Genomic DNA, 21,023 nt, shown 5'->3' with positions numbered 1-21,023 from the left:
TGTCCGGCGTTCCGTGGGTGTCCGGCGTATGGACCGGCGCGGCGCGGGAAACTCATCGGTGCGTGATGCGGGCTCGCCGGTGGTCCTCGTCCTCGGGGTTCAGCGTGGTGTACCCGGCCGACACGGGCAAGCCGCCTGATCTCGACCTCGCCCTCGGTTCAATCCGCTCGACGTCCGGCGCCCGGGCGGGTGGACTGGTGTCATGACGACATCCCACGATGATCTGCTTCCCGGCACGCGCCGGGCCCTGCTGCACCGTATCGCCGTCGCGCAGAGCGAGGGACGGACGCCGTCGCTCGTCGCGACGGTGGTCCGTGGCGGGAAGGCGGTATGGACCGGTGCGCGGACCTCGGTGCCGGGTCACGGCCCGGACGAGAACGTGCAGTACCGGATCGGTTCCATCACCAAGACCTTCACCGCCGTTCTGGTGCTGCGGCTGCGCGACGAGGGTGTCCTGGATCTCGGCGACCCGTTGGAGAAGCACGTGCCCGGCACCGGCGCGGGGGAGGTCACCATCTCCCAACTGCTCGCCCACACCGGAGGACTGGCCGCGGAGTCGCCGGCGCCATGGTGGGAGCGCACTTCCGGCTCGCTGCGTCCCGAACTGGCCGACGTACTGGGCGAGCAGCCCTTCAGGCATCCGGTCGGACGCCGGTACCACTACTCGAACCCCGGCTACACGTTGCTCGGAGCGCTGGTCGAGGAGTTGCGGGGCGCGCCCTGGGAGGAAGTGCTGCGCCGCGAGATCCTCGAACCGCTCGCTCTGCACCGTACGAGCGCCCATCCGCAGGCGCCGCACGCCGGGGGATGGGCTGTGCACCCCTGGGCGGACGCGATGATGCCCGAACCCGCGGAAGACCTCGGGCGAATGGCTCCTGCCGGGCAGTTGTGGTCCACCACGGGGGACTTGGCCCGCTTCGCCGTCTTTCTCGCCCACGGTGACGACCGGGTGCTGAGCGCGGCGTCCGTCAAGGAGATGCATGCGCCTGCCGCTCCGCCCGAGACCGCCGAGTTGGCGGCGGGGTCCTCGTACGGGCTCGCCCTGCAGATCGTTCACCGTGATGGCCGGACCCTCGTGGGGCACTCCGGTTCCCTGCCGGGATTCCTCGCCGGACTGGTGATCGACGTGGAGGACGACGTGGCCGCGGTGGTGCTGTCCAACTGCACTTCGGGGCCGCCCGTGTTCACCGTGGCCGCCGATCTGGTGCGGATCGTCGCCGAGGCGGAGCCGCGGATCCCCGATCCCTGGAGCCCGATGGCCGAAGTCGACCAGAGCGCCTTGGAGTTGGCGGGGCAGTGGTACTGGGGGACTCAGGCTTACGGTCTGCGGCTGCCGGCCGACGGGGGGCTGGTGCTGGTCCCGCTCTCGGGCGTCGGCAGGGGTTCCCGCTTCCGGGCGAACGGTGACGGAACGTGGACGGGGCTCGAGGGCTACTACGCGGGTGAGCTTCTGAGGCCCCTGCGACGGCCTGACGGCTCCGTGAGCCACCTGGATCTCGGGTCGTTCGTGTTCACGCGCCAGCCGTACGACGAGAACGCTCCGGTGCCCGGCGGAGTGGACCCGGAGGGCTGGCGAGGAGTCCGGTAGACGCCCCGGGATGCGAGGGGGCCGTTTCACGTGAAACGGCCCCCTCGCATCCCGGGCGGCGAGCTTCTCAGAGCGAGAGCTTGAAGCCGATGTGGGAGGCCTCGAATCCGAGCCGCTCATAGAAGCGGTGGGCGTCGGGGCGGGAGACGTCGGAGGTCAGCTGGACCAATCGGCAGTCCTGGCGGCGGGATTCCGCGATGGCCCACTCGATGAGCTGTGTCCCGAGACCGCTGCCGCGTTCGTCGGCGTGGACGCGTACGGCCTCGATGACGGAGCGCGTCGCCCCTCTGCGGGACAGTCCGGGGATCACGGTGAGCTGCAGCGTGCCGATGACACGGCCTTCGCGGACGGCGACGACCAGGTGCTGGTTCGGGTCGCTGCTCAGCCGCTGCAGGGCGGCCAGGTACGGGGTCAGATCGTCGGGTGATTCACGTCGGGCGCCCAGCGGGTCGTCGGCCAGCATCGCGACGATGGCGGGTAGGTCGTCGGCGACGGCGGCCCGTATCTCAAGATCTGCCATGAGCACACCCTACGAGGGCCGCCTGACGTACGGCCGTCCGGATGTGCCGGTCTCCGCTGGGCCCGGGAGACCGGCACACGCTGTGTCCGCGGCGATCGGGCTCCTAGCCGGCGGCCACGGTCAGTGGCGCGAAGCGGCGGGTCCAGTCGCCGGGCAGCTCGGGGATCCCGTACGTCATGACCGCGTTGAAGCCGACGGAGGCCAGTCCGCGTTCCTTCAGCCAGCCCAGCAGGTCTTCGTGCCTGATGTCGATGTCGGTGCGCAGCGGGCGGTCGGTACGGGCGGCGAGCGAGGAGACGAGAGCCTTCGCCGTCGCCGTGTCCCGGGCCACCAGCGGGCCCACGACCTGGGTGGCCATGTTGGGCCAGGCGGCCGCGTAGCCGGTGATCCGGCCGTTCTCCTCGGCCACGCGCAGCTGGTCCGCGAAGGCGGGCAGCCGCGCGATCATATGGGTGCGGTCGGTGCCGAAGACCTCCTCGTCCAGCCGGAGCACAGGGGCGAGGTCCTCCGCCGTGGCCGGACGGGTGAAGACCCCGGACTCGGCACCGTCAGGAGTGAACACTCCACGGACCATCTCCGCCTGGCCGATGACCTTGAACCCCAGCTCCTCGTAGAGCGGGCGCCCGTACACGGTGGCGTGCAGGGTCAACGGGGTAGGACCCGTCCTCTCGATGACGTGTCGCATCAGACGACGGCCGACGCCCTGGCGCGCGTGCCGCTCGGCGACGAGGACCATGCCGATCGCGGCCAGTTCGGGACGCTCGTGCGGTCCGTATTCCGTCACCACGCATGCGGTGACGAGACCGCCGGCGGGGTCGTCGATCCCGTATCCGGTTCCCCCGGCGAGCAGCAGACCCCACTTGTGCTCCTCGCGGGGCCAGCCCCGGTCCTCGGACAAGTCGGCGCAGGCGGCGAGGTCGCGGAGCGTCAGACGGCGAATGGGCAGAGCGGCGAGGGAAGGAGTCGACACGCAGGTCAGGCTGTCCGATACGGGCCCATGCCGTCCACCGCTTTCCCGACAGTTCTACCGGCTTTTGGCCATACTCCGCTCGGCGGCGACGGGCGGGCAGCCGTTCATGTGGAACATCGGCTCATGGACGCCGGTTGCCCCAGTAGCCTCGGCGGACATGGCGAGACTTCATCTCTTCGACCTCGACGGGACGTTGCTCCACGGCAGCACCGCGCCGTTGGAGATCTCCCGGCAACTCGGTCTGGAGGCCGAGACCTTCGCGCTCGAAAGAGCCATCTCCGAGGGGCGTATAGGTCCTCCGGAGTACGCGGCGCAGGTGCATGCTCTGTGGGCCGATCTCACCGTGGCGCATGTGACGGCGGCTTTCGAGGGTGCGCCATGGATGTCGGGGATCGAGGAGGTCTGGAGGGAGATCCGGCGGAACGGCGACTACTGCGCCGTCGTCTCGCTGTCTCCCTCCTTCTTCGTGGAGCGCCTGATCTCGTGGGGAGCGCACGCGGCCCACGGCTCGCGTTTTCCCGCCGTGCCGTTCGCGGAGCCGTTGGACCCGACAGGCATTCTCAGCGCCGCGGCGAAGGTACAGATCGCGGACCTGCTCTGCGAGGAGTTCGGAGTGAGCCGAGCCGACTGTGTCGCCTACGGAGACTCCGGCTCGGACAAGGATCTCTTCGGCGCTGTGCCGGTGTCCGTCGCGGTCAACGCGGACCGGCATCTGCGGAGCCTCGCCACGCACTCCTACGTGGGACGGGACCTAAATGCCGCCTATCGACTGGTGTGCCGAACCGGGTGATCACGGGTGGCCGTCCCCGTCGGTGCCCCTCCCGGTCAGCCCAGGTCGGGTGCGTGCATGGCTCGGACACCCTCGATGTTTCCGTCGAGATAGTGCCTCAGTGAAAGCGGCACGAGGTGCACGGAGGCGATCCCGACCCTGGTGAACGGGACGCGGACGATCTCGTACTCACCGCTGGGTTCGTCCACCTCGGGACCGTGCCGCAGGGCCGGGTCCATGGACTCCAGCCGGCAGACGAAGAAGTGCTGGACCTTCACGCCGGTCGCGCCGCCGTCGTCGCCGATGTGCTCGACCGTGTCGACGAAGCAGGGCACCACATCGACGATCTTGGCGCCGAGTTCCTCGTGCACCTCGCGATGGAGTGCTTCGACGACAGTCGTGTCCTCCGGCTCGACCCCGCCACCCGGTGTGAGCCAGTAGGGATCGACGCCGGGCTTGGTGCGCTTGATCAGGATCAGGTCGTCGCCGTCGAGCAGGACGGCACGTGCGGTGCGCTTGACCACGGGTCGGACGGTCATGGGAGAAATGTGGCCCGGCTGGTTCCACGTGAAACATCGCCCGGCCGATTCCGTGTGAAACGCCCTGGAGACCGTCCTGGTCGCCAGGGAATCGGGTGACGGACGGGCGTCCCGCGCCGCCGCGTCCCCGGCCTGGTGGCAGCGTTTCCGCCGTGTGTCCCTGCTTCCCGGTGGTGCCGGTCTCAGCTCCAGTCGGAGGCCGCGCGCAGCAGCCCTTCGTGTGCTCGGGCGATGTGGGGCATCGCCAGTGTTCCGGTCCGTACGACCAGGAAGTACGTACGCAGCGGGGGTACCGCGGGATCGAGGAGCGCCACGACGTCTCCGCGCTCGATGGCGTCGGAGCAGAGGTATTTGGGCAGGACGGCGAGACCGGCGCCCGCGGAGGCGCAGGCGAGGACCGCCCGTAGGTCCGGGACGATCACCGTGCCGGAGGCGGCCGGGCGGCAGTCGAAGACCGAGGCCCAGTAGCGGGTGACGAACGGCAGCGACTCGTGGACTTCGACGACGGGGAAGCCCTCGAGAGCGTGGGCGCCCTTGCGGCGGAGCTTGCCCGGACCGATTTCGGCGGCCCAGCGCGGAGCGGCCACCAGGACGTGCTCTTCGTCGCAGAGCGGAGTCGCGGTGAGGAGCGCACCGCGTGGCCGGGCCGTCGTCATGGCCAGATCGTGATGCCCGGCGGCGAGCCCCTCCATCGTCTCCTCCGCGTTGCCGAAGGCGGCGCGCAGGGCGAAGGCCTGGCCGCCGGTGCCGGCCATTTCCATGAGAGCGGGTAACGCGCGTTCCGCGGTGAACTCGGGCGGTCCCGCGAGATGCAGTGTGCGAAGGGACGAGTCCTCGTCGAGACCGGTCTCGGCGATCTCCACGAGGGCATCGAGATGCGGTGCCGCCTTGTGGGCCAGTTCGTCGCCCATGGTCGTGGGCGTCACCCCACGCGCCTGGCGCAGGAACAGAGGCCGTCCCAACTGGCGCTCCAGCGTGCGGATCTGCGAGGTGACGGCAGGCTGGGACAGGCCGAGCAGTGCGGCGGCGCGAGTGAAGGAACCGGCCCGGTGCACAGTCACAAACGTGCGCAGCAAGGCCAAGTCCATGGTGCCCCTCCCCTTTCAGCACCCCCGCGCGAACCTCAACTATAAATAAGTCGATAGGTCGCTGTCGCTACTGTGATTGGACACTGACACAGAGTCAACTAGCCTTGGTCGCGCGGTTCTTCGCGCGCAGAACCGGGACGGTCCGAGCCACGAGGGGGGAGGCTCGGACCGTCTGTCGTGCGTGGGGAGCACCGGTTCCGTGGTGGTGGACGCCCTACTCCGCGGACGCGTCGAGGGCCCGCAGGATGTCCGTCACCAGGTCCTCGGGGTCCTCGGCGCCGGCGGAGAAGCGGATGAAGCCTTCCGGGACGGCGTCGCCGCCCCACCGGCCGCGCCGCTCGGCCGTGGAGCGCACCCCGCCGAAGCTGGTGGCGTCGTCCACCAGGCGCAGCGCGCCGAGGAAACGCTCCGCACGCTCGCGCGAGGGCAGCGTGAAGGAGACCACGCATCCGAAGCGGCGCATCTGCTGTGAGGCGATCTTGTACGAGGGGTCGTCGGGCAGCCCCGGGTAGCGCAGCCCGGTCACCTCGGGCCGGTTCCGCAGGGCATCGGCGATCGTCCTCGCGGTGGCGGTCTGCCGGTCCGCCCTCAACTGGAGCGTGGCGAGCGAGCGGTGGGCCAGCCAGGCTTCCATGGGCCCGGGGATGGCGCCGACGATCTTGCGCCAGCGTCGTACGGGGGCCATCAGGCCGGCGTCCCTGCCGGTGACGTACCCGAGGAGGACGTCACCGTGCCCGGTGAGCATCTTGGTTCCGCTGGCCACGGAGAAGTCGGCGCCCAGCTCCAGCGGGCGCTGTCCGAGCGGGGTGGCCAGGGTGTTGTCGACGGCGACGAGGGTGCCCTGTGCGTGTGCGGCGGCGACGAGGCGCCGCAGGTCGCAGACGTCGAGCCCCGGATTGGAGGGCGTCTCGATCCACAGCAGCTTCGCGCCGTCCAGCACCTCCAGCTGGGCGTCTCCGGCGGTGGGGGCGGTGCGCACCTCGATGCCGTACGCGGTCAGCTGCTCGCGGACCAGCGGCAGCACCTGGTAGCCGTCGTCGGGCAGGACGACGACGTCACCGGCCCGCAACTGCGAGAAGAGCACGGCGGAGATGGCGGCCATGCCGGAGGGGAAGGAGAGCGTTTCGGCGGAGTCCAGCCCGGGCGCCTCCAGTTCGCCGATGGCGCGTTCCAGGAGCGTCCAGGTCGGGTTCTCGTCGCGGCCGTAGGTGTAGGGGCCGGTGGGGTCGCCGGGCAGATGGAAGTGCGCGGCGAAGACCGGGCCGGGAAGAGTGGGCTCGTACTTGACGGGCTCGGGCAGCCCGGCGCGCACCGCCCGTGTGCCGTCACCCGGCAATGTCGCCCGCGTGCCCCCGCTCTCCCTCTCGGGGCCCGTGCCCTCGCCGTTCGCCGTGACGAAATCCCCTGACGTCATGCCGCTCGTTCCTCCAGTCGTTCTCGTACCGCGGCGAGCAGCCCGGGGCTCGCCGCCTCCACCATCTCAAGACATTCCTCGAAGCCCTCCATATGTCCGTAATACGGATCAGGGACGTCCAGGTCGTCGTCCGCGGCGGGGTCGTACGAGCGAAGCAGCCGGACCTTCTCGGCGTCGCCGGCACTGCCCGCGAGGCGGCGCAGGGCCTTGAGGTGGCCTGTGTCGAGGGCGATGACGAGATCGAGGCGGGAGAACCACGAGGCCTGGAACTGCCGGGCCGTGTGGTCGCTCTCGTAGCCGCCCGCCTCCAGCACGGCGACGGTGCGTTCGTCGGCGCCGTCGCCCTCGTGCCAGCCGTCCGTGCCCGCGCTGTCGACCTCGACCAGCCCGTCGAGCCCGGCTCGTGCCACATGGGTGCGGAAGACGGACTCGGCCATCGGCGAGCGGCAGATGTTGCCGGTGCAGACGAAGCAGACACGGTAGGTCATGGGACTCTCCCGGCCGTTTCAGTCGCCGTCGGGCAGCACGACGTTGAGTGCCCAGGAGACGACGGAGACGATCAGGCCGCCCAGGACGGCGGTCCAGAAGCCCTCCACGTGGAAGCTCAGGTCGAGTTTGTCGGCGAGCCACGAGGTGAGAAGCAGCATCAAGGCGTTCACCACAAGGGTGATCAGGCCGAGGGTGAGGACGAAGAGGGGGAAGGTCAGTACCTTCACGATCGGCTTGACCAGGAAATTCACCAGTCCGAAGACCAGCGCGACGAGGAGGAGCGTGCCTATCTCCTTGCCCGTGCTGTCACCTGTCAGGGTGATCTTGTCGAGCAGCCAGACGGCGACGGCCAGAGCCCCCGCGTTGGCGAGCGTCTTGACTACGAAATTCTTCATGTGTCTGATCGTGGCAGAGAGATCGACTGGCCAGAAGAGGCTGTGAAAACAGCCTGCGGTGCACGGGAGCGGACAAGGGCGATGAAGGCATTCCGGCTGGATGAACTGGAAGCGGAACGTGCCGCCAACGACGGTGCGTACCTGCAGTTTCTGCGCGAGCGGAACATGTCGGTCGGGCTGTACGCGCTCGACGCCGGCGCCCTCGATCCGCAGAAGCCGCACGCCCAGGACGAGGTGTACTTCGTCGTCAGCGGACGCGCGTCGATCACGGTCGGCCTGGAGACCACCCAGGTGGCCCGGGGCAGCGTCGTCTACGTACCTGCCGGGGTCGCCCACAAGTTCCACCACATCACGGAGGACCTGCGGGTCCTGGTGATGTTCTCTCCGCCCGAGAGCTGACAGGCGTCTCAGGGTTCCCTAGGGGGACGGTCAGGGGAGGACAAGGGATGCGAGGCCACCGTACGGCCCCCTCCCCGGCCTAGCATCGGATGCGAGACATCGGAGAACCCGGAATCGGTGTCCCGGAGTCGGGACCACGGGCGAGGAGAGGTAAGGACAGGGCGATGCAGGAGATCTTCAGCGGTATGCCGTGGTGGGTGAAGTGGGTCGCGGTGCCGATCATCGCCCTGGTGGTGTTCGGCGGTCTGATAGCGACCGTCGTCGGGTTCGTCATCGGCCTGCTCTTCAAGCTGCTCGTCTTCGTCGCGCTGGTCGGCGGGCTGATCTTCATCGTGCGGAAGTTCATGTCGGGTTCCTCCTCGCGGAGCGACTGGTGAGGCGCGAGAGGGTGAGCGGCAGGTAACGGCGAAGGGGCAAAGGGAACCCAAGGTTCCCTCGGCCGAGGGAAGTTTTCCGGCGAGGCCGCATACGAGCGGTGACGGGCCGTTAGAGTCCGGAACTCGCGGGGCCGATCCCGCGGGCAGCGCACAGCCCCCTCCCGTGAACCCCCGCACGGGCGGTCCTCCTCGCTCTTCGGAGTGCCCCTTGGCCACGGTCGACACCGCACCCGCACCATCCGTCGCTCCACCCTTCCGACGACCGGGCACGCCCGCGGCGGCACGTGTTCCACCGGTCCAGCCACGTACCTCGCCGGGGCAGCCGCCCCTCTCGCACACTCCGTCGGCTCCGCCCAGGGAGCCGGCGCCGGCCCGGACCGCGGCGGTGGAGGCACCCGCTCGGCGCACCGCGCCGGCGGACGGGCTCACCGGGCGCACCGGACCGCCGGTGACGCGCACGTCGTCCTCGCCGGGCGCGGGGACGGCACGGCCGGCCCGCATCCCCTCCGCGGGGCCCGAAGCCGCTCCCCTGGACTCTCACACCACCACTTTGATCGGCTCGGTCCAGCGCGCGATGCGTCTGCTGGAGGCCGTCGCCTCGCGTGAGCAGGGCGCCCCCGCCAAACAGCTCGCCCGGGAGGCGGGACTGGCGTTGCCGACCGCCTACCACCTGCTGCGCACTCTGGTCCACGAGGGCTATCTCCGGCGTGACAGAGGGCTGTTCTTCCTCGGCGAGGCCGTCGAGCGGTTGAGCGGCAGCGGAGCCCGGCAGAAACGTCGCAGCACGATGAGGGACACGCTCGCGCACTGGCGCGACACGATCGACGCGCCCGTGTACTACGCGGTCTACCGCGAGGGTGAGATCGAGGTCATGTGCGTCGCCGACGCTCCGGCGAACCCCGCGGTCGAGGAGTGGGCCGACTTCCGTGAGACCGGGCACGCCCACGCGCTCGGCCAGTGTCTGCTGGCCCAACTGGACGAACGGTCCCGGCGTGACCACCTCGACCGCCACCCGGTGCAGCCGATCACTCCGTACACGGTGCGTGACGAGGACCGTCTGCTGCGACGCCTGGAACGAGCGGGGCGGATGGAACCGGTGATCGAGCGGCAGGAGTACGCGCTGGGCACGGTCTGCGCCGCCGTCCCGGTCACCGCGGGCAGTTCGGCCGCGGCCGTGGCCTTCTCCCTCCCGTCCCACCAGGCCGACCGGCTGATGCCCGCGGCACGGAAGCTGCAGAGCGAGGTCGGCGGGCTGCTGGGAACACTCACCCTCTCTATCAGTATCTGAAAAATCACTCCTTGTGATGTGGCATACACATTGAGCAAGATTTCCAGCAGTGTCAGGTGGGACGACTCCTGGCCAGTCGACGGCAAACGACGGGGTAGGCGATGCGCGAGTCGGTGCAGGCAGAGGTCATGATGAGCTTCCTCGTGTCCGAGGAGCTGTCCTTCCGCATTCCTGTCGAGCTGCGGTACGAGACCTGTGATCCGTACGCCGTGCGATTGACCTTCCACTTGCCCGGTGACGCGCCTGTGACCTGGGTTTTCGGGCGGGAACTGCTGATCGACGGGGTGGGCGGGCCCTGTGGTGACGGCGATGTGCACATCGCTCCGGCCGATCCGGAGGCACTCGGCGAGGTGCTGATCCGGCTTCAGGTCGGTGGCGATCACGCGCTGTTCAGGTCCGGGACCGCGCCGCTCGTCGCGTTCCTCGACCGGACGGACCGGCTCGTGCCGCTCGGGCAGGAACGCTCCCTCGAGGGCTTCGACACGTCCCTCGACGCGGTGCTCGACCGCATCCTCACGGAGGAGCAGAGCGCGGGCTGAAGCCCCGCCCGCCCGGAGCGGAGTAACGCTTCCTCACTAGGGGCGCCACAGCAGGATGGTTTCAGCGTTTCGAGGAACGGCTCAGTGCTTGCGGCGACGGCCCCTGCCGCTCCGTGCAGGCGTCCTGGCAGCCGCGGGCTGCGCGGGGACGGCCACGCCGCCTTCGCGGTCCGCGGCGACCACGAGGGCGGCCAGCGCGGTCGTCACCGGTACGGCGGCGACCAGACCGATCGATCCGACCAGCGTGCGCACGATCTCCTCGGCGACCAGTTCGCTGTTGGCGACGGTGTCCACACTGCTCTGCGCGATCGAGAAGAGCAGCAGCAGCGGCAGCGCGGCGCCCGCGTAGGCCAGGACGAGCGTGTTGACGACGGACGCGATGTGATCGCGGCCGATACGGATGCCCGCGCGGTACAGGCCGCGCCAGCCCATCGTGGGGTTCGCCTCGTGCAGTTCCCAGACCGCGGACGTCTGCGTCACCGTCACGTCGTCCAGGACACCGAGCGAACCGATGATGACGCCGGCCAGCAACAGGCCGCTCATGTCGATGGACGGGTACAGACCGTGGATCAGGCCGGTGCTGTCGTCGGTGTTGCCGGTCAGCACGGCCCAGTCGATGAAGACCGAGCCGAGCAGGCCGATCAGCACCAGGGAGAGCAGGGTGCCGACCACCGCCACGGAGGTCCGGGCCGACAGGCCGTGGCACATGTAGAGAGCGATCAGCATGATCGCGCTGGATCCTACGACGGCCACGAGCAGCGGGTCGGAGCCCTGCAGGATCGCGGGCAGGATGAAGAAGTTGAGGATCAGGAAGCTGATGGCCAGGGCGACCAGCGCCATGACGCCGCGCATCCTGCCGATCACCACGACGACCACCGCGAAAATCACGGCGAGCAGCGTCAGGGGCAGTTTCCGGTTCGCGTCCGTGACCGAGTACTGGAGCTCCTTGGGGGCGGAGGGCTCGTACGCGACGACGACCTTCTCGCCCTGGTGCAGCTGCCGTGACTGATCTGGCTGAACGATCTCGGTGAACGTGCGGCCCTTGTCCTTTCCGGTGTCGATCCGGACCGTCGCCTTCTTGCATTCCCCCGCCGCCCGGCGCTGGGCGGCGGAATCCCCGGCGGCGGAGGCGCCGTCCGCCGGAGCCCCCGAGGAGGCGTTCACGGACTTGCAGTCCACCTGGTCGATCTTCGTGACCGTCGCCTGCTGGGTCTGCCGGTCGAAGCCGACACCGGTGCGCTCGTGGGCGGGCGCGCCGCCGGGCCACAGCACCACGAGACCCACCGCCACCGCGGCCGCGAAGGGGATCAGTACCGTGGCGATGACCTTGCGCAGCTGCTTGGAGACCGGCGCGGCGGGACCGTGGCTGTGGGAATGCCCGTGTCCGCTGCTCGCAGGCGTGCTGTGCCCCCGGCCGGGACCCGGACCGTGTTCGTCGTCGGAGCCCTGGTGGCCACCGCCCGGTCCGTGTTCATGCCTGTGCCCGGCGTCGGGACCGTGCCCATGGTGGCCGTCGGAGCCGGGACGGCGCGGTGGCTCGGACGGAGGGAACGGGTGCTGCCGGGTCGTTGTCACCGCCCGATCATCGCAAGAACGTCAAGGGCCCTCTGTTCACCGCGCCAGACATGACGCTAGCGTGGAGGCACCTTTGCACACGCGGGAGCTCGGAGCACCGGGCTGAGAGGGCGCTGACCTCCGTCTTCGCGATGTTTCACATGAAACATCGACGATCGGAAGCCGCTGCGTCGACCGCTGAACCTGTTACCGGGTAATGCCGGCGTAGGGAGTAGGTCTCATGACCGACAAGGATGTACGCACGCCTGCCTCCGGCCGGACGGACGGGGCTTCCCCGCCGTCCCCGGACGGCGGGGACAAGCAGTCCATCGGCTGGCACAAGGCATACATCGGGGGCACACGCCCCGATCTGCGGGTGCCGGTTCGCCAGGTGCACCTCACCAACGGGCAGTCCGTGACGTTGTACGACACCTCCGGCCCGTACACCGATCCGGCCGTCGACACCGATGTGCGCAGGGGGCTGGCGCCGCTGCGTGAGAGCTGGATCATCGCCCGGGGAGACACCGAGGAGTACGCGGGCCGTCCCGTCCGTCCCGAGGACGACGGGATCAAGCACACGTCCCCGCGCGGAGGGCTGCGCAATCTCGACGCGGTCTTCCCCGGCCGGCCGCGGCAGCCGCGCCGGGGGCGTCCCGGGCAGGCGGTCACCCAGCTCGCCTACGCGCGACGCGGTGAGATCACGCCCGAGATGGAGTTCGTGGCGGTCCGGGAGAACGTCGACCCCGAGGTCGTACGGGAGGAGATCGCCGCGGGCCGGGCTGTGCTGCCCGCGAACGTCAACCATCCGGAGATCGAGCCGATGATCATCGGCAAGCGGTTCCTGGTGAAGGTCAACGCCAACATCGGCAATTCCGCGGTCACTTCCTCCATCGAGGAGGAGGTGGAGAAGATGACCTGGGCGACCCGCTGGGGCGCCGACACGGTCATGGACCTGTCCACCGGCCGCAACATCCACACCACGCGTGAATGGGTGCTGCGCAACTCCCCCGTGCCTATCGGCACGGTGCCGCTCTATCAGGCCCTGGAGAAGGTCGACGGCCGTGCCGAGGAGCTGACCTGGGAGATCTACAAGGACACCGTCATCGAGCAGGCCGAGCAGGGCGTGGACTACATGACGGTCCACGCGGGCGTGCGCCTGGCGTACGTGCCGCTCACCGCGAACCGCAAGACCGGCATCGTCTCCCGCGGCGGCTCGATCATGGCGGCCTGGTGCCTCGCCCACCACAAGGAGTCGTTCCTGTACGAGAACTTCGAGGAACTCTGCGAGATCCTCGCCGCGTACGACGTGACCTATTCGCTCGGCGACGGGCTGCGGCCGGGTTCCATCGCGGACGCCAACGACGCCGCACAGTTCGCGGAGTTGAGGACGCTCGGGGAACTCAACGCGGTCGCGAAGCGTTTTCAGGTACAGACGATGATCGAAGGCCCGGGACACATCCCGATGCACAAGATCAAGGAGAACATCGACCTTCAGCAGGAGATCTGTGATGAAGCTCCGTTCTATACCCTCGGCCCGCTGACGACGGACGTCGCGCCGGCGTACGACCACATCACCTCCGGCATCGGTGCCGCGATGATCGCCTGGTGGGGCACGGCCATGCTCTGCTACGTCACGCCCAAGGAGCACTTGGGCCTGCCCGATCGTGACGATGTCAAGACCGGCGTCATCACCTACAAGATCGCCGCCCACGCAGCCGACCTCGCCAAGGGGCACCCAGGTGCGCAGGAATGGGATGACGCGCTCTCCGACGCCCGCTTCGAGTTCCGGTGGGAGGACCAGTTCAACCTGGCCCTCGATCCGGACACGGCGCGGGAGTTCCACGACCAGACGCTGCCGGCCGAGCCCGCCAAGACGGCCCACTTCTGCTCCATGTGCGGTCCGAAGTTCTGCTCGATGAAGATCAGCCAGAACATCAACGAGCGGTTCGGCGGCGAGGTGGCCGACGGCGCCTCCGCCGAGGAGATCTCCGAGGGCATGCTCCAGAAGTCCCGGGAGTTCGCGGAAGCGGGCAACCGCGTGTATCTGCCGTTGGCCGACTGATCCACCGCACGGGGGCGCGGTCCGGGGCGGACACCCGGACCGCGCCCCCGGCACGGTCACGACGTGACGTCCTGCGGGTACCAGCGCAGTTCGACGGTGTTGCCGTCCGGGTCCTGGACGTAGACCGAGATGGCGTCGCCCCGCGCGCCGTAGCGCTCCACGGGACCCTCGAGCACGGTGAAGGATCCCGAGGCGATGACCTGGTCCCAGTCCAGCGGCTCCACGGTGAGGCAGATGTGGTCGACGTTGGACCCCTCAGGGGCGTGGGCGACCAGGTCGATGATGGTCTCCGAGGTGACCCGCACCGACGGGAACGGGGCTTGGCCGCGCCGCCATTCGGCGACGCGTACGGGTTCCAGGCCGAGGAGTCCGGTGTAGAAGCCGAGGGACCGTTCGATGTCCTCGACGTTGAGGACCAAGTGGTCGAAGGCCTTCACGCGCACGGTGGTCATGTCGTCTCCAGGGCGACGGCGTGGCGGTGCCACGCGCTGAACAGGGCGGGGGATCTCGTCGGCACGGCCGGGTTCGGTTCCTCCCGCGGCCGGATGGACGCCTTCTACGATCCGCCTCGCGGCGGACGCCATCAAGACATGATTGCTGCACGACCGTTGAGCTAGATTTAACGACGGGGGTTTCATGCTGGAACGGCTGGAGATCGAGACGTTTCTGACGCTGGCCGAGGAACTGCACTTCGGCCGTACCGCCGCGCGGCTGCAGATCACGACCGGGCGGGTCAGCCAGGTGATCAAGGCACTGGAGCGCAGAGTCGGCGGTTTGCTGTTCGAACGCACCAGCCGTTCCGTGCGGCTCACCCCGATCGGCCGGAGGCTGGCGGACGATCTGGCGCCCTTGGTCGCGGGAATGGAAGAAGCGCTGCGCAGGGCGACCGACGCCGGCAAGGGGGTCACCGGAGAGCTGCGGGCCGCTTTCCTCGGTGAGTGGACGGCGCCCGCACTCCTCAGAGCGGTCGCACGGTTCGGCGAGCGGCACCCCGACTGCCGGGTCGACGTGCGGGAGGTACAGCTGTCCAACTCCCGGGCGAGTCTGCTGGACGGGTCGGTCGACGTGCTGCTCGCCTCGTTCCCCTTCGACGGAATGGCCTGCGGGCCCGCTCTGCTGCGGGAGGGACGGGTACTGGCCGTCGCGGCGGATCATCCGCTGGCCGGCGAGGAGCGGCTGTCCGTCGAGGTCCTCGCGGAACACCCTGTGGTGCAGTACCCACAGGTGACCTCGACGGGGTTCAAGCAGGACCGCACACCGGACCGCACCCCCTCGGGCCGACCCGTTCCGAAGGGCCCGGTCGGCGGCTCGTTCTCCGAGATGCTGACCCTGGTCGCCATGGGCCGGGGCGTCCTCCCGGTCGGTGAGCACTCGCGGCAGTACTACCCCCGGCCCGATGTCGCCTACGTACCCCTTCACGACGCGCAACCGATCGAACGGGGACTGGTGTGGATGAAGGGAAACACCACCGAACGGCTGCGCGAGTTCGTACGGGCGGCGACGGACGCGGTCGGCTCTTTCCACTCGCAGGCGTATCCGCCGGATCAACCGGCGGTTTCTCCAGGAAGACTGGACGTATGACACCGACATCGATGAGCAAGGGCGCCAATCTTCCCGTCGACGCGCAGCAGGTGCGGGTCGTGCTCGGCTGGTCCGGAGGCCCCGGCGCGCCGGACGCCGATGCCTCGGCCCTGCTGCTCCGTGCGGACGGGCGGGTGCGCGACGACGGTGACTTCGTCTTCTACAACCAGCCCGAACACGCCTCCGGTGCCGTGCGTCACCTGGGGAAGCGGCGGGAGGGCGAGAGGACGACGGACACCGTCGAGGTGGACCTGCGGACCCTGGAGCCGGAGATCCAGCGGGTGGTCCTGGGCGCCTCCGCAGACGGGGGAACCTTCGGCCGTCTGTCGGATCTGCGACTGAGGCTGCTCGACGCCGGAACCGGTGAGGAACTGGCGTTCTTCGAGATGGAGGCGACGACGGAGACGGCGTTCATCGGAGGCGAGCTGTACCTGCGGGGCGGTCGATGGAAGTTCCGCGCGGTGGGCCAGGGATACGACTCCGGGCTCGCCGGTCTGGCCACCGACTTCGGGATCAGCGTGGACGAGGAGCCGGGTACCTCCGGGAGCACGGACACGAGGAGCACGGCCGCAGGGGCCACCTCGCCGGCACCGGCACCGGTACCCCCGCCGGCCCCCGCGCCCCCGACCGCGTCCGTACCCCCGGCACCCCCGTCGGCACCGGCACCCCAGTGGGCGCCCACGCCCCCGCCGGTTCCGGGCCCCCCGCCCGCGCCCGTCCCTCCGGCGCCACCCGTGCCCCCGGCCTTCGGAGCGGCTCCTCGTCTCGTCAAGGGCGAGGAGCGGCTGCCCCTGGACATGCGCAAGCGGCTCTCCCTGCGCAAGGAGCAGGTGGCGGTCAGTCTGCGCAAGCACGGGGCGGTGGGCATCAGGGCCCGCGTCATCCTGGTGCTGGACGCTTCCGGTTCGATGTCGTTCCTGTACTCCAAGGGCGTCGTGGCCGACGTGGTGGAGCGGATGGCCGCGGTGGCGGCCCAGATGGACGACGACGGGGAGATGCAGGCGTGGACTTTCGCGTCGAACCCGGCCCGGCTGCCGGACCTCTCCCTGGGGGACCTGCCGGAGTGGCTGGAGCGGCATGTCCGGGTCGGTGAACTGACCCTGTTCCGGCGGAAGAAGCCGAAGAAGGGCCTGCTGCCGGGCCAGGTGGACATGCGGGCGGTCGGGATCCAGAACGAGGAGCAGAAGGTGATCGCCGAGGTCCGGGCGTACGTCCGCGAGCACCCGGCCGCCGATCCCACGCTGGTGCTCTTCTTCTCCGACGGGGGCGTCTACCGCAACAAGGAGATCGAGAAGGAGCTGCGGGAGGCGGTGGAGGAACCGGTCTTCTGGCAGTTCGTCGGACTGGGGCGCTCCAACTACGGCGTGCTGGAGCGGTTCGACACCCTGCCGGGCCGGCGCGTCGACAACGTCGGCTTCTTCGCGGTCGACGACATCGCCGACGTACCGGATCCGGAGCTCTACGACCGGTTGCTGTCCGAGTTCCCGGCGTGGACGAAGGAGGCACGGCGGCTGGGCATCGTCTGAGACGGCCCGAAGACGGCGGACGACGCCCGCACGACACCCCGGCGCCCGTTCGCAGGACCGGGCCGCACCGGCAGCGCGGTGTACGGGCCCGCGCATCCGCACGGGCCCTCCCGCCGTGAACCCGGCCGTCGGCCGGCCGGGTCACTCGGGCTGGTGTTCAGGCCCCCCGAAGTCCGGGCTGGTGAAGTCCGGGCTGGAGAAGCTCGGGCGCGGGCCGGCCGCGGGTCCGTCCTCGGGACTGCTGAACCCCGGTCGGCCGTAACCGAGGTGGGGTATGCGGCTGGGGGCCGGCGCGGGGCGGTCCAGCGCCACCGAGTCCGGGTCCGAGAGGGCCTCCCGGAGGAACGGCAGGATGCCGCGCTCCAGCAGGGCGTCACGCCAGGCCTCCTTGGCCCGGGTGACCTGCTCGGTCAGCTCGTCGCCCGCTCCGGCCCGCAGGGAGGACGAGCTGTTGCGCAGTGCGGTCAGCAGCAGTCCCGCCGCGGCGACCAGGATGGCGGCCGCCGTGACCGCACCGAAGACCCATCCGGTGGTCAGGAGGGTCTGGGTGATGGTCGGCTCGGGATCGAGCATCCTCAGGACGTAGCCCACGAGCAGGAATATCGCCGCGGCCGTCCCGGCGAGGACGGGGGCGAGGACCGCGACGACGGCGACCGCGCCGGCACCGGCGGTCTCGGTGACCTCCCCCACGGTGGTGGCGAGCCCCATCGCGGTGGTGCCCGGCTCCGCGGAGCCGGTCTCCTCGCTCATGACCGGGGCGGTCCGCACCGGGCGGCGCAGTTCGCTGCGGACCTTCACATAGTGCGCGTACTCGTCCGACGCGGCCGTCGTGATGAGGGCCGTGGCGTTGAGCGCCATGGTGCGCAGTTGTTCGAGATTGAGCCGCTGGCCGACAGCGGCGAGTTCCGGGCGGTGTGGTGCGGAGCGCAGCGCCTCATCGAGGATCCGCTCGTACTCCTGGCGGTCCTCGCTCAACAGGTGCTGCGGAACGCTGTTCATCTGCATCCCCCGATGCTCCGTAGGGCTGATGGCTCGCACGCTGACGAGCCGTTGGGCAGAAACGGAGGGGAGCCTGCTACGGATAAGCCGATGGTAGAGCGGTGACGGCACGCCGTGACAGGGGGTTTCCAGAAATTGGCCCCCCTGTCCGGAGCGGTCCGCCCGCCGGACGCCTGTCCGGTGAACGCTCAGATGTCCAGCGGAAGTTGTTGGACCAGCAGCTTTCCGGCCATGGTCACTCCGCCGTCCATCGCGATGGCCAGGCCGTCGGCGTAGACGTGCGGTCCTTCGATCACCGGACCCGCTCCGGCCTCGCCGTCCTCCGGGAGCACTTCGCCCAGCAGGTACGGGATGGGGCTGTGGCCGTGGACGACGCGCGTGCCGCCGTACGCGCCGAGCAGTTCGCGGACCGCCTCCGCGCCCTCGTCGCGGAAGGCGAAGCGCCGGGTGAACTTGCGGAAGAGGTCCCAGCAGTCCTCGGCGTCGTTGCGGGTGAGGGTTTCGCGGACGGTGTCGTTGACCGCTTCGATGGAGTCGCCGTAGTCGAGGTAGGCGGTGGTGTCGGAGTGCACCAGGAGGTGTCCGTCCACCAGTTCCATGGCGTCGAGGCGGGCCATCCACTGCAGGTGGTGGTCCTGGAGGCGGTCCATGTCCGTCTTCTGGCCGCCGTTGAGCAGCCAGGCGGCCTGGAAGGTGGCGGTGCCCGCGCCGGAGCTGACGGGGGTGTCGCCGAACCGCTTGGCACCGAGCAGCAGCAGCTCGTGGTTGCCCATGAGCGCCTTGCAGTAGCCGCCGGCCGCGGCCGCCTCGGCGGACAGCCGCATCACGAGATCGATCACGCCGATGCCGTCCGGGCCGCGGTCGGTGAAGTCGCCGAGGAACCACAGGCGCGAGGTGCCGGCCGACCAGCTGCCCGCGGCGTCGACCAGGCCCTTGGCCTGGAGCGCGGCGAGGAGCTGGTCGAGGTAGCCGTGCACGTCCCCGACGACGTACAGGGGGCCGGGCCCGGCGCCGGGGGCCGGGGCGGGCGCCCCCGAGGGGTCGACGACGACCTGCTGGGTGTCGCCCCGGTTGATGACCGGCAGATCACGCTGCGTGGGCGTGTACCCCTCGGAGAACTCTCCCGGGAACTCCGACGGGGACTCCCCGGACATGTACGGGTTGGGCTCGCCCGACGCGTACCCTCCAGTCCCTCCGACGGGTCCGGCGCCCTCGCCGTGAGGCGTGTTCTGCGCATACGGACCGGTCTCGTGGACGTACCCGGGTACTCGGAAGTCGCGCAACGTCGCCGTCCGCACCACCTCGGGTCCCTGACCGGCCCCCTGAGTCATCGACCCCTCCACCACCATCGCGCCGCATCTGCACCGGTTCGGACTGCCTGGTCGCAGCGGCCCGCGGTGTCGTCCGCCCATCATAGGAATGCGAATCGCGCCATGTGATGACCCAGGGGTGGTGAATCGGAACAGGAGTCCAGTTCACCGCGGCTTTCGCCCGGATTGGGCGGTGCTTGCCCCGTCCTCGTCGTAACGGCGTCAACCCTGTTCGGGTGATCGGGGCGGACTGACGGTCGTACGGGGTGCCCGGCGTTCCGACGAGGTCCGCACGATCAGCTCCGTCGGTATCACCTGCTCGACCGGTTGGTCCGATTCGACCCCTTCGATGGCGTCGATCAGCAGCTGGACGACGGCCGTGCCGATCCTGCGCGGTTTGAGGGAGAGCGTCGTGACGGGAGGCTCGGTGCTGGCGTAGACCGTCGACTCGCTGCAGCAGACCAGCAGCAGGTCGTCGGGCACGCGCAGACCGTAGCGGCGGGCGGCGGCCAGCAGGTCGGTGCCGTTCGGGTCGAAGAGGCCGTACACGGCGTCCGGGCGGTCGGGCCGGGCGAGGAGCCGGTCGGCGGCCACGGCCCCGGCGCACGGATCGTGCGCCGGATAGGCCTCGTACACCGGATCCTGGCCCACGCGCTCGCACCAGCGCAGGTACGCGGTGGTGGAGAGGTGGGTGTACGTGTCCGTGGTGGTGCCGGTGAGCAGACCGATGCGGCGGGCGCCCGCGTCCGCCAGGTGGTCGAGGATGCCGAGGACCGCGGCCTCGTGGTCGTTGTCCACCCAGGCGGTCACCGGGAGCGATCCCACGGGCCGGCCGTCGGAGACGACGGGCAGCCCCTGGCGGACCAGCTCGCTGACGACCGGATCCTGGTCGGACGGGTCGATGACCACGGTTCCGTCCAGGGCGACGTTCGACCACACGTCGTGGCGGGAGGTCGCGGGGAGGATGACCAGGGCGTATCCCCGGGCGAGCGCGGCCGAGGTGGCGGCTCTGGCCATCTCGGCGAAGTACGCGAACTCGGTGAAGGTGAAAGGTTCATCCCCGTACGTGGTGACGGTCAGACCGATCAGTCCGGACTTGCCGGTACGGAGGGTTCGGGCCGCGGCCGAGGGGCGGTAGCCCAGCCGGTCGGCGACTTCGCGGACGTGGCGTCGGGTGGCGTCCGGGAGCCGTCCCTTGCCGTTGAGGGCATCGGACACGGTTGTGATGGAGACCCCTGCTGCCGCGGCCACGTCTCTGATGCCCGCCCGGCCCGGCCGACCGCCTCGGCGGGAGGTCTCCGCCCGGCTCACCTGGTGCTTCCCTGCTGCTGTCATGGCGAGCCGATAGTAGGGCTCATGCGGTGGGGTAGTGCGGACGCATATGCACACGTTGACAGGCACGTTTCTGCATGATCGATAGTTGATAACTTCCTGCGAACTGAAGGCAGTTGGGCGATCTCACCCCGATACGTGACTTGTCGGCGCGCGCAGGCCTGCCGAGTGGGCCATGTCTCGAAGAGGTCTCAACTCACCTGTACGAGGGATGCGCGCCACGGCGTGAGCCACCGGCGCATGTGGTAATCGACGACGCGCCCCCTTTTCGTACGACTTCGTAC

21 protein-coding genes and 1 riboswitch are annotated in these 21,023 nt (G+C 69.6%); of the genes, 9 read left to right on the top strand and 12 right to left on the bottom strand.

Annotation, left to right across the window (positions count from 1 at the left end; translation table 11 throughout):
- The first annotated feature begins 202 nt into the window (after positions 1-202).
- Entirely contained in the window at positions 203-1,588 is a 1,386-nt protein-coding gene (locus tag ACICHK_RS20125) for a serine hydrolase domain-containing protein (protein ID WP_406837997.1), read from the top strand.
- A 67-nt stretch (positions 1,589-1,655) separates the two neighbouring features.
- Here the strand turns inward: ACICHK_RS20125 and ACICHK_RS20120 are convergent, their stop codons facing one another.
- Both ACICHK_RS20120 and ACICHK_RS20115 read right to left on the bottom strand, forming a co-directional pair.
- Entirely contained in the window at positions 1,656-2,108 is a 453-nt protein-coding gene (locus tag ACICHK_RS20120; RefSeq protein WP_406837996.1) for an N-acetyltransferase family protein, read from the bottom strand.
- 103 nt (positions 2,109-2,211) lie between these two features.
- Positions 2,212-3,078 (bottom strand): GNAT family N-acetyltransferase, encoded by an 867-nt coding sequence (locus ACICHK_RS20115; protein WP_406837995.1) that lies wholly within the window; start codon positions 3,076-3,078, stop codon positions 2,212-2,214.
- 157 nt (positions 3,079-3,235) lie between these two features.
- Here ACICHK_RS20115 and ACICHK_RS20110 point away from each other — a divergent pair, with 157 nt between their 5' ends.
- Complete coding sequence (locus ACICHK_RS20110; protein WP_406837994.1) at positions 3,236-3,868, top strand: HAD family hydrolase; 633 nt, start codon at positions 3,236-3,238, stop codon at positions 3,866-3,868.
- Between the two features lie 35 nt (positions 3,869-3,903).
- On the opposite strand, the gene ACICHK_RS20105 is transcribed toward ACICHK_RS20110, so the two are convergent.
- The 5 genes from ACICHK_RS20105 to ACICHK_RS20085 all read right to left on the bottom strand — a co-directional run bounded on the left by ACICHK_RS20105 (position 3,904) and on the right by ACICHK_RS20085 (position 7,772).
- Positions 3,904-4,386: an NUDIX domain-containing protein gene (locus ACICHK_RS20105; protein ID WP_103553423.1), complete on the bottom strand. Its 483-nt coding sequence runs from the start codon at positions 4,384-4,386 to the stop codon at positions 3,904-3,906.
- 182 nt (positions 4,387-4,568) lie between these two features.
- Positions 4,569-5,474, bottom strand: a complete 906-nt coding sequence (locus ACICHK_RS20100) for a LysR family transcriptional regulator (protein WP_406837993.1) — start codon at positions 5,472-5,474, stop codon at positions 4,569-4,571.
- Positions 5,475-5,688: 214 nt separating this feature from the next.
- Entirely contained in the window at positions 5,689-6,888 is a 1,200-nt protein-coding gene (locus ACICHK_RS20095; RefSeq protein WP_406837992.1) for a cystathionine gamma-lyase, read from the bottom strand.
- Positions 6,885-7,376, bottom strand: a complete 492-nt coding sequence (locus ACICHK_RS20090; protein WP_406837991.1) for a low molecular weight protein-tyrosine-phosphatase — start codon at positions 7,374-7,376, stop codon at positions 6,885-6,887. Before ACICHK_RS20090 ends, ACICHK_RS20095 begins: the two co-directional genes overlap by 4 nt.
- A gap of 18 nt (positions 7,377-7,394) precedes the next feature.
- Positions 7,395-7,772 carry a phage holin family protein gene (locus ACICHK_RS20085; protein WP_151471013.1) on the bottom strand — a complete coding sequence of 126 codons (378 nt, stop codon included), beginning with the start codon at positions 7,770-7,772 and terminating at the stop codon, positions 7,395-7,397.
- 81 nt (positions 7,773-7,853) lie between these two features.
- Here ACICHK_RS20085 and ACICHK_RS20080 point away from each other — a divergent pair, with 81 nt between their 5' ends.
- The 4 genes from ACICHK_RS20080 (at position 7,854) to ACICHK_RS20065 (ending at position 10,375) form a co-directional block, all read left to right on the top strand.
- Positions 7,854-8,171, top strand: a complete 318-nt coding sequence (locus ACICHK_RS20080; protein WP_151471012.1) for a cupin domain-containing protein — start codon at positions 7,854-7,856, stop codon at positions 8,169-8,171.
- Between the two features lie 164 nt (positions 8,172-8,335).
- Positions 8,336-8,548 carry a DUF5326 family protein gene (locus ACICHK_RS20075; RefSeq protein ID WP_406837990.1) on the top strand — a complete coding sequence of 71 codons (213 nt, stop codon included), beginning with the start codon at positions 8,336-8,338 and terminating at the stop codon, positions 8,546-8,548.
- Between the two features lie 499 nt (positions 8,549-9,047).
- The gene (locus tag ACICHK_RS20070) at positions 9,048-9,836 is read left to right on the top strand and encodes an IclR family transcriptional regulator (protein ID WP_406841271.1); all 789 of its coding nucleotides are present in this window, start codon (positions 9,048-9,050) and stop codon (positions 9,834-9,836) included.
- A gap of 101 nt (positions 9,837-9,937) precedes the next feature.
- On the top strand, positions 9,938-10,375 hold the full coding sequence (locus tag ACICHK_RS20065) for an SsgA family sporulation/cell division regulator (RefSeq protein ID WP_151471009.1): 438 nt from the start codon (positions 9,938-9,940) through the stop codon (positions 10,373-10,375).
- Between the two features lie 81 nt (positions 10,376-10,456).
- On the opposite strand, the gene ACICHK_RS20060 is transcribed toward ACICHK_RS20065, so the two are convergent.
- Positions 10,457-11,950 carry a YibE/F family protein gene (locus ACICHK_RS20060; RefSeq protein WP_406837989.1) on the bottom strand — a complete coding sequence of 498 codons (1,494 nt, stop codon included), beginning with the start codon at positions 11,948-11,950 and terminating at the stop codon, positions 10,457-10,459.
- A gap of 71 nt (positions 11,951-12,021) precedes the next feature.
- A riboswitch (TPP riboswitch) is annotated at positions 12,022-12,178 on the top strand.
- Here ACICHK_RS20060 and thiC point away from each other — a divergent pair.
- The gene (gene thiC / locus ACICHK_RS20055) at positions 12,171-13,991 is read left to right on the top strand and encodes a phosphomethylpyrimidine synthase ThiC (protein WP_406837988.1); all 1,821 of its coding nucleotides are present in this window, start codon (positions 12,171-12,173) and stop codon (positions 13,989-13,991) included. Its footprint overlaps the riboswitch before it by 8 nt.
- A 56-nt stretch (positions 13,992-14,047) precedes the next feature.
- Here thiC and ACICHK_RS20050 read toward each other — a convergent pair whose 3' ends face one another.
- Positions 14,048-14,443 carry a VOC family protein gene (locus ACICHK_RS20050; protein WP_406837987.1) on the bottom strand — a complete coding sequence of 132 codons (396 nt, stop codon included), beginning with the start codon at positions 14,441-14,443 and terminating at the stop codon, positions 14,048-14,050.
- 184 nt (positions 14,444-14,627) lie between these two features.
- On the opposite strand from ACICHK_RS20050, the gene ACICHK_RS20045 reads away from it, so the two are divergent.
- Together ACICHK_RS20045 and ACICHK_RS20040 are read left to right on the top strand one after the other, a co-directional pair.
- Complete coding sequence (locus ACICHK_RS20045) at positions 14,628-15,572, top strand: LysR family transcriptional regulator (protein ID WP_406837986.1); 945 nt, start codon at positions 14,628-14,630, stop codon at positions 15,570-15,572.
- The gene (locus tag ACICHK_RS20040; RefSeq protein WP_406837985.1) at positions 15,569-17,098 is read left to right on the top strand and encodes a VWA domain-containing protein; all 1,530 of its coding nucleotides are present in this window, start codon (positions 15,569-15,571) and stop codon (positions 17,096-17,098) included. Before ACICHK_RS20045 ends, ACICHK_RS20040 begins: the two co-directional genes overlap by 4 nt.
- A 141-nt stretch (positions 17,099-17,239) precedes the next feature.
- Here ACICHK_RS20040 and ACICHK_RS20035 read toward each other — a convergent pair whose 3' ends face one another.
- The 3 genes from ACICHK_RS20035 to ACICHK_RS20025 form a co-directional block, all read right to left on the bottom strand.
- A complete protein-coding gene (locus ACICHK_RS20035) occupies positions 17,240-18,103 on the bottom strand; it encodes a hypothetical protein (RefSeq protein WP_406837984.1) in 864 nt (287 codons plus the stop codon).
- Positions 18,104-18,285: 182 nt separating this feature from the next.
- Positions 18,286-19,428 carry a metallophosphoesterase gene (locus tag ACICHK_RS20030; protein WP_406837983.1) on the bottom strand — a complete coding sequence of 381 codons (1,143 nt, stop codon included), beginning with the start codon at positions 19,426-19,428 and terminating at the stop codon, positions 18,286-18,288.
- A gap of 201 nt (positions 19,429-19,629) precedes the next feature.
- Entirely contained in the window at positions 19,630-20,742 is a 1,113-nt protein-coding gene (locus ACICHK_RS20025) for a LacI family DNA-binding transcriptional regulator (RefSeq protein ID WP_151471001.1), read from the bottom strand.
- Positions 20,743-21,023 lie beyond the last annotated feature (281 nt).

This window comes from Streptomyces sp. AHU1 (assembly GCF_045343905.1).
GTDB classification, from domain to species: Bacteria; Actinomycetota; Actinomycetes; order Streptomycetales; family Streptomycetaceae; genus Streptomyces; species Streptomyces triticiradicis.
Note: the sequence above shows the minus strand (reverse complement) of the source record. Positions and strands in the feature narration are given on the sequence as shown.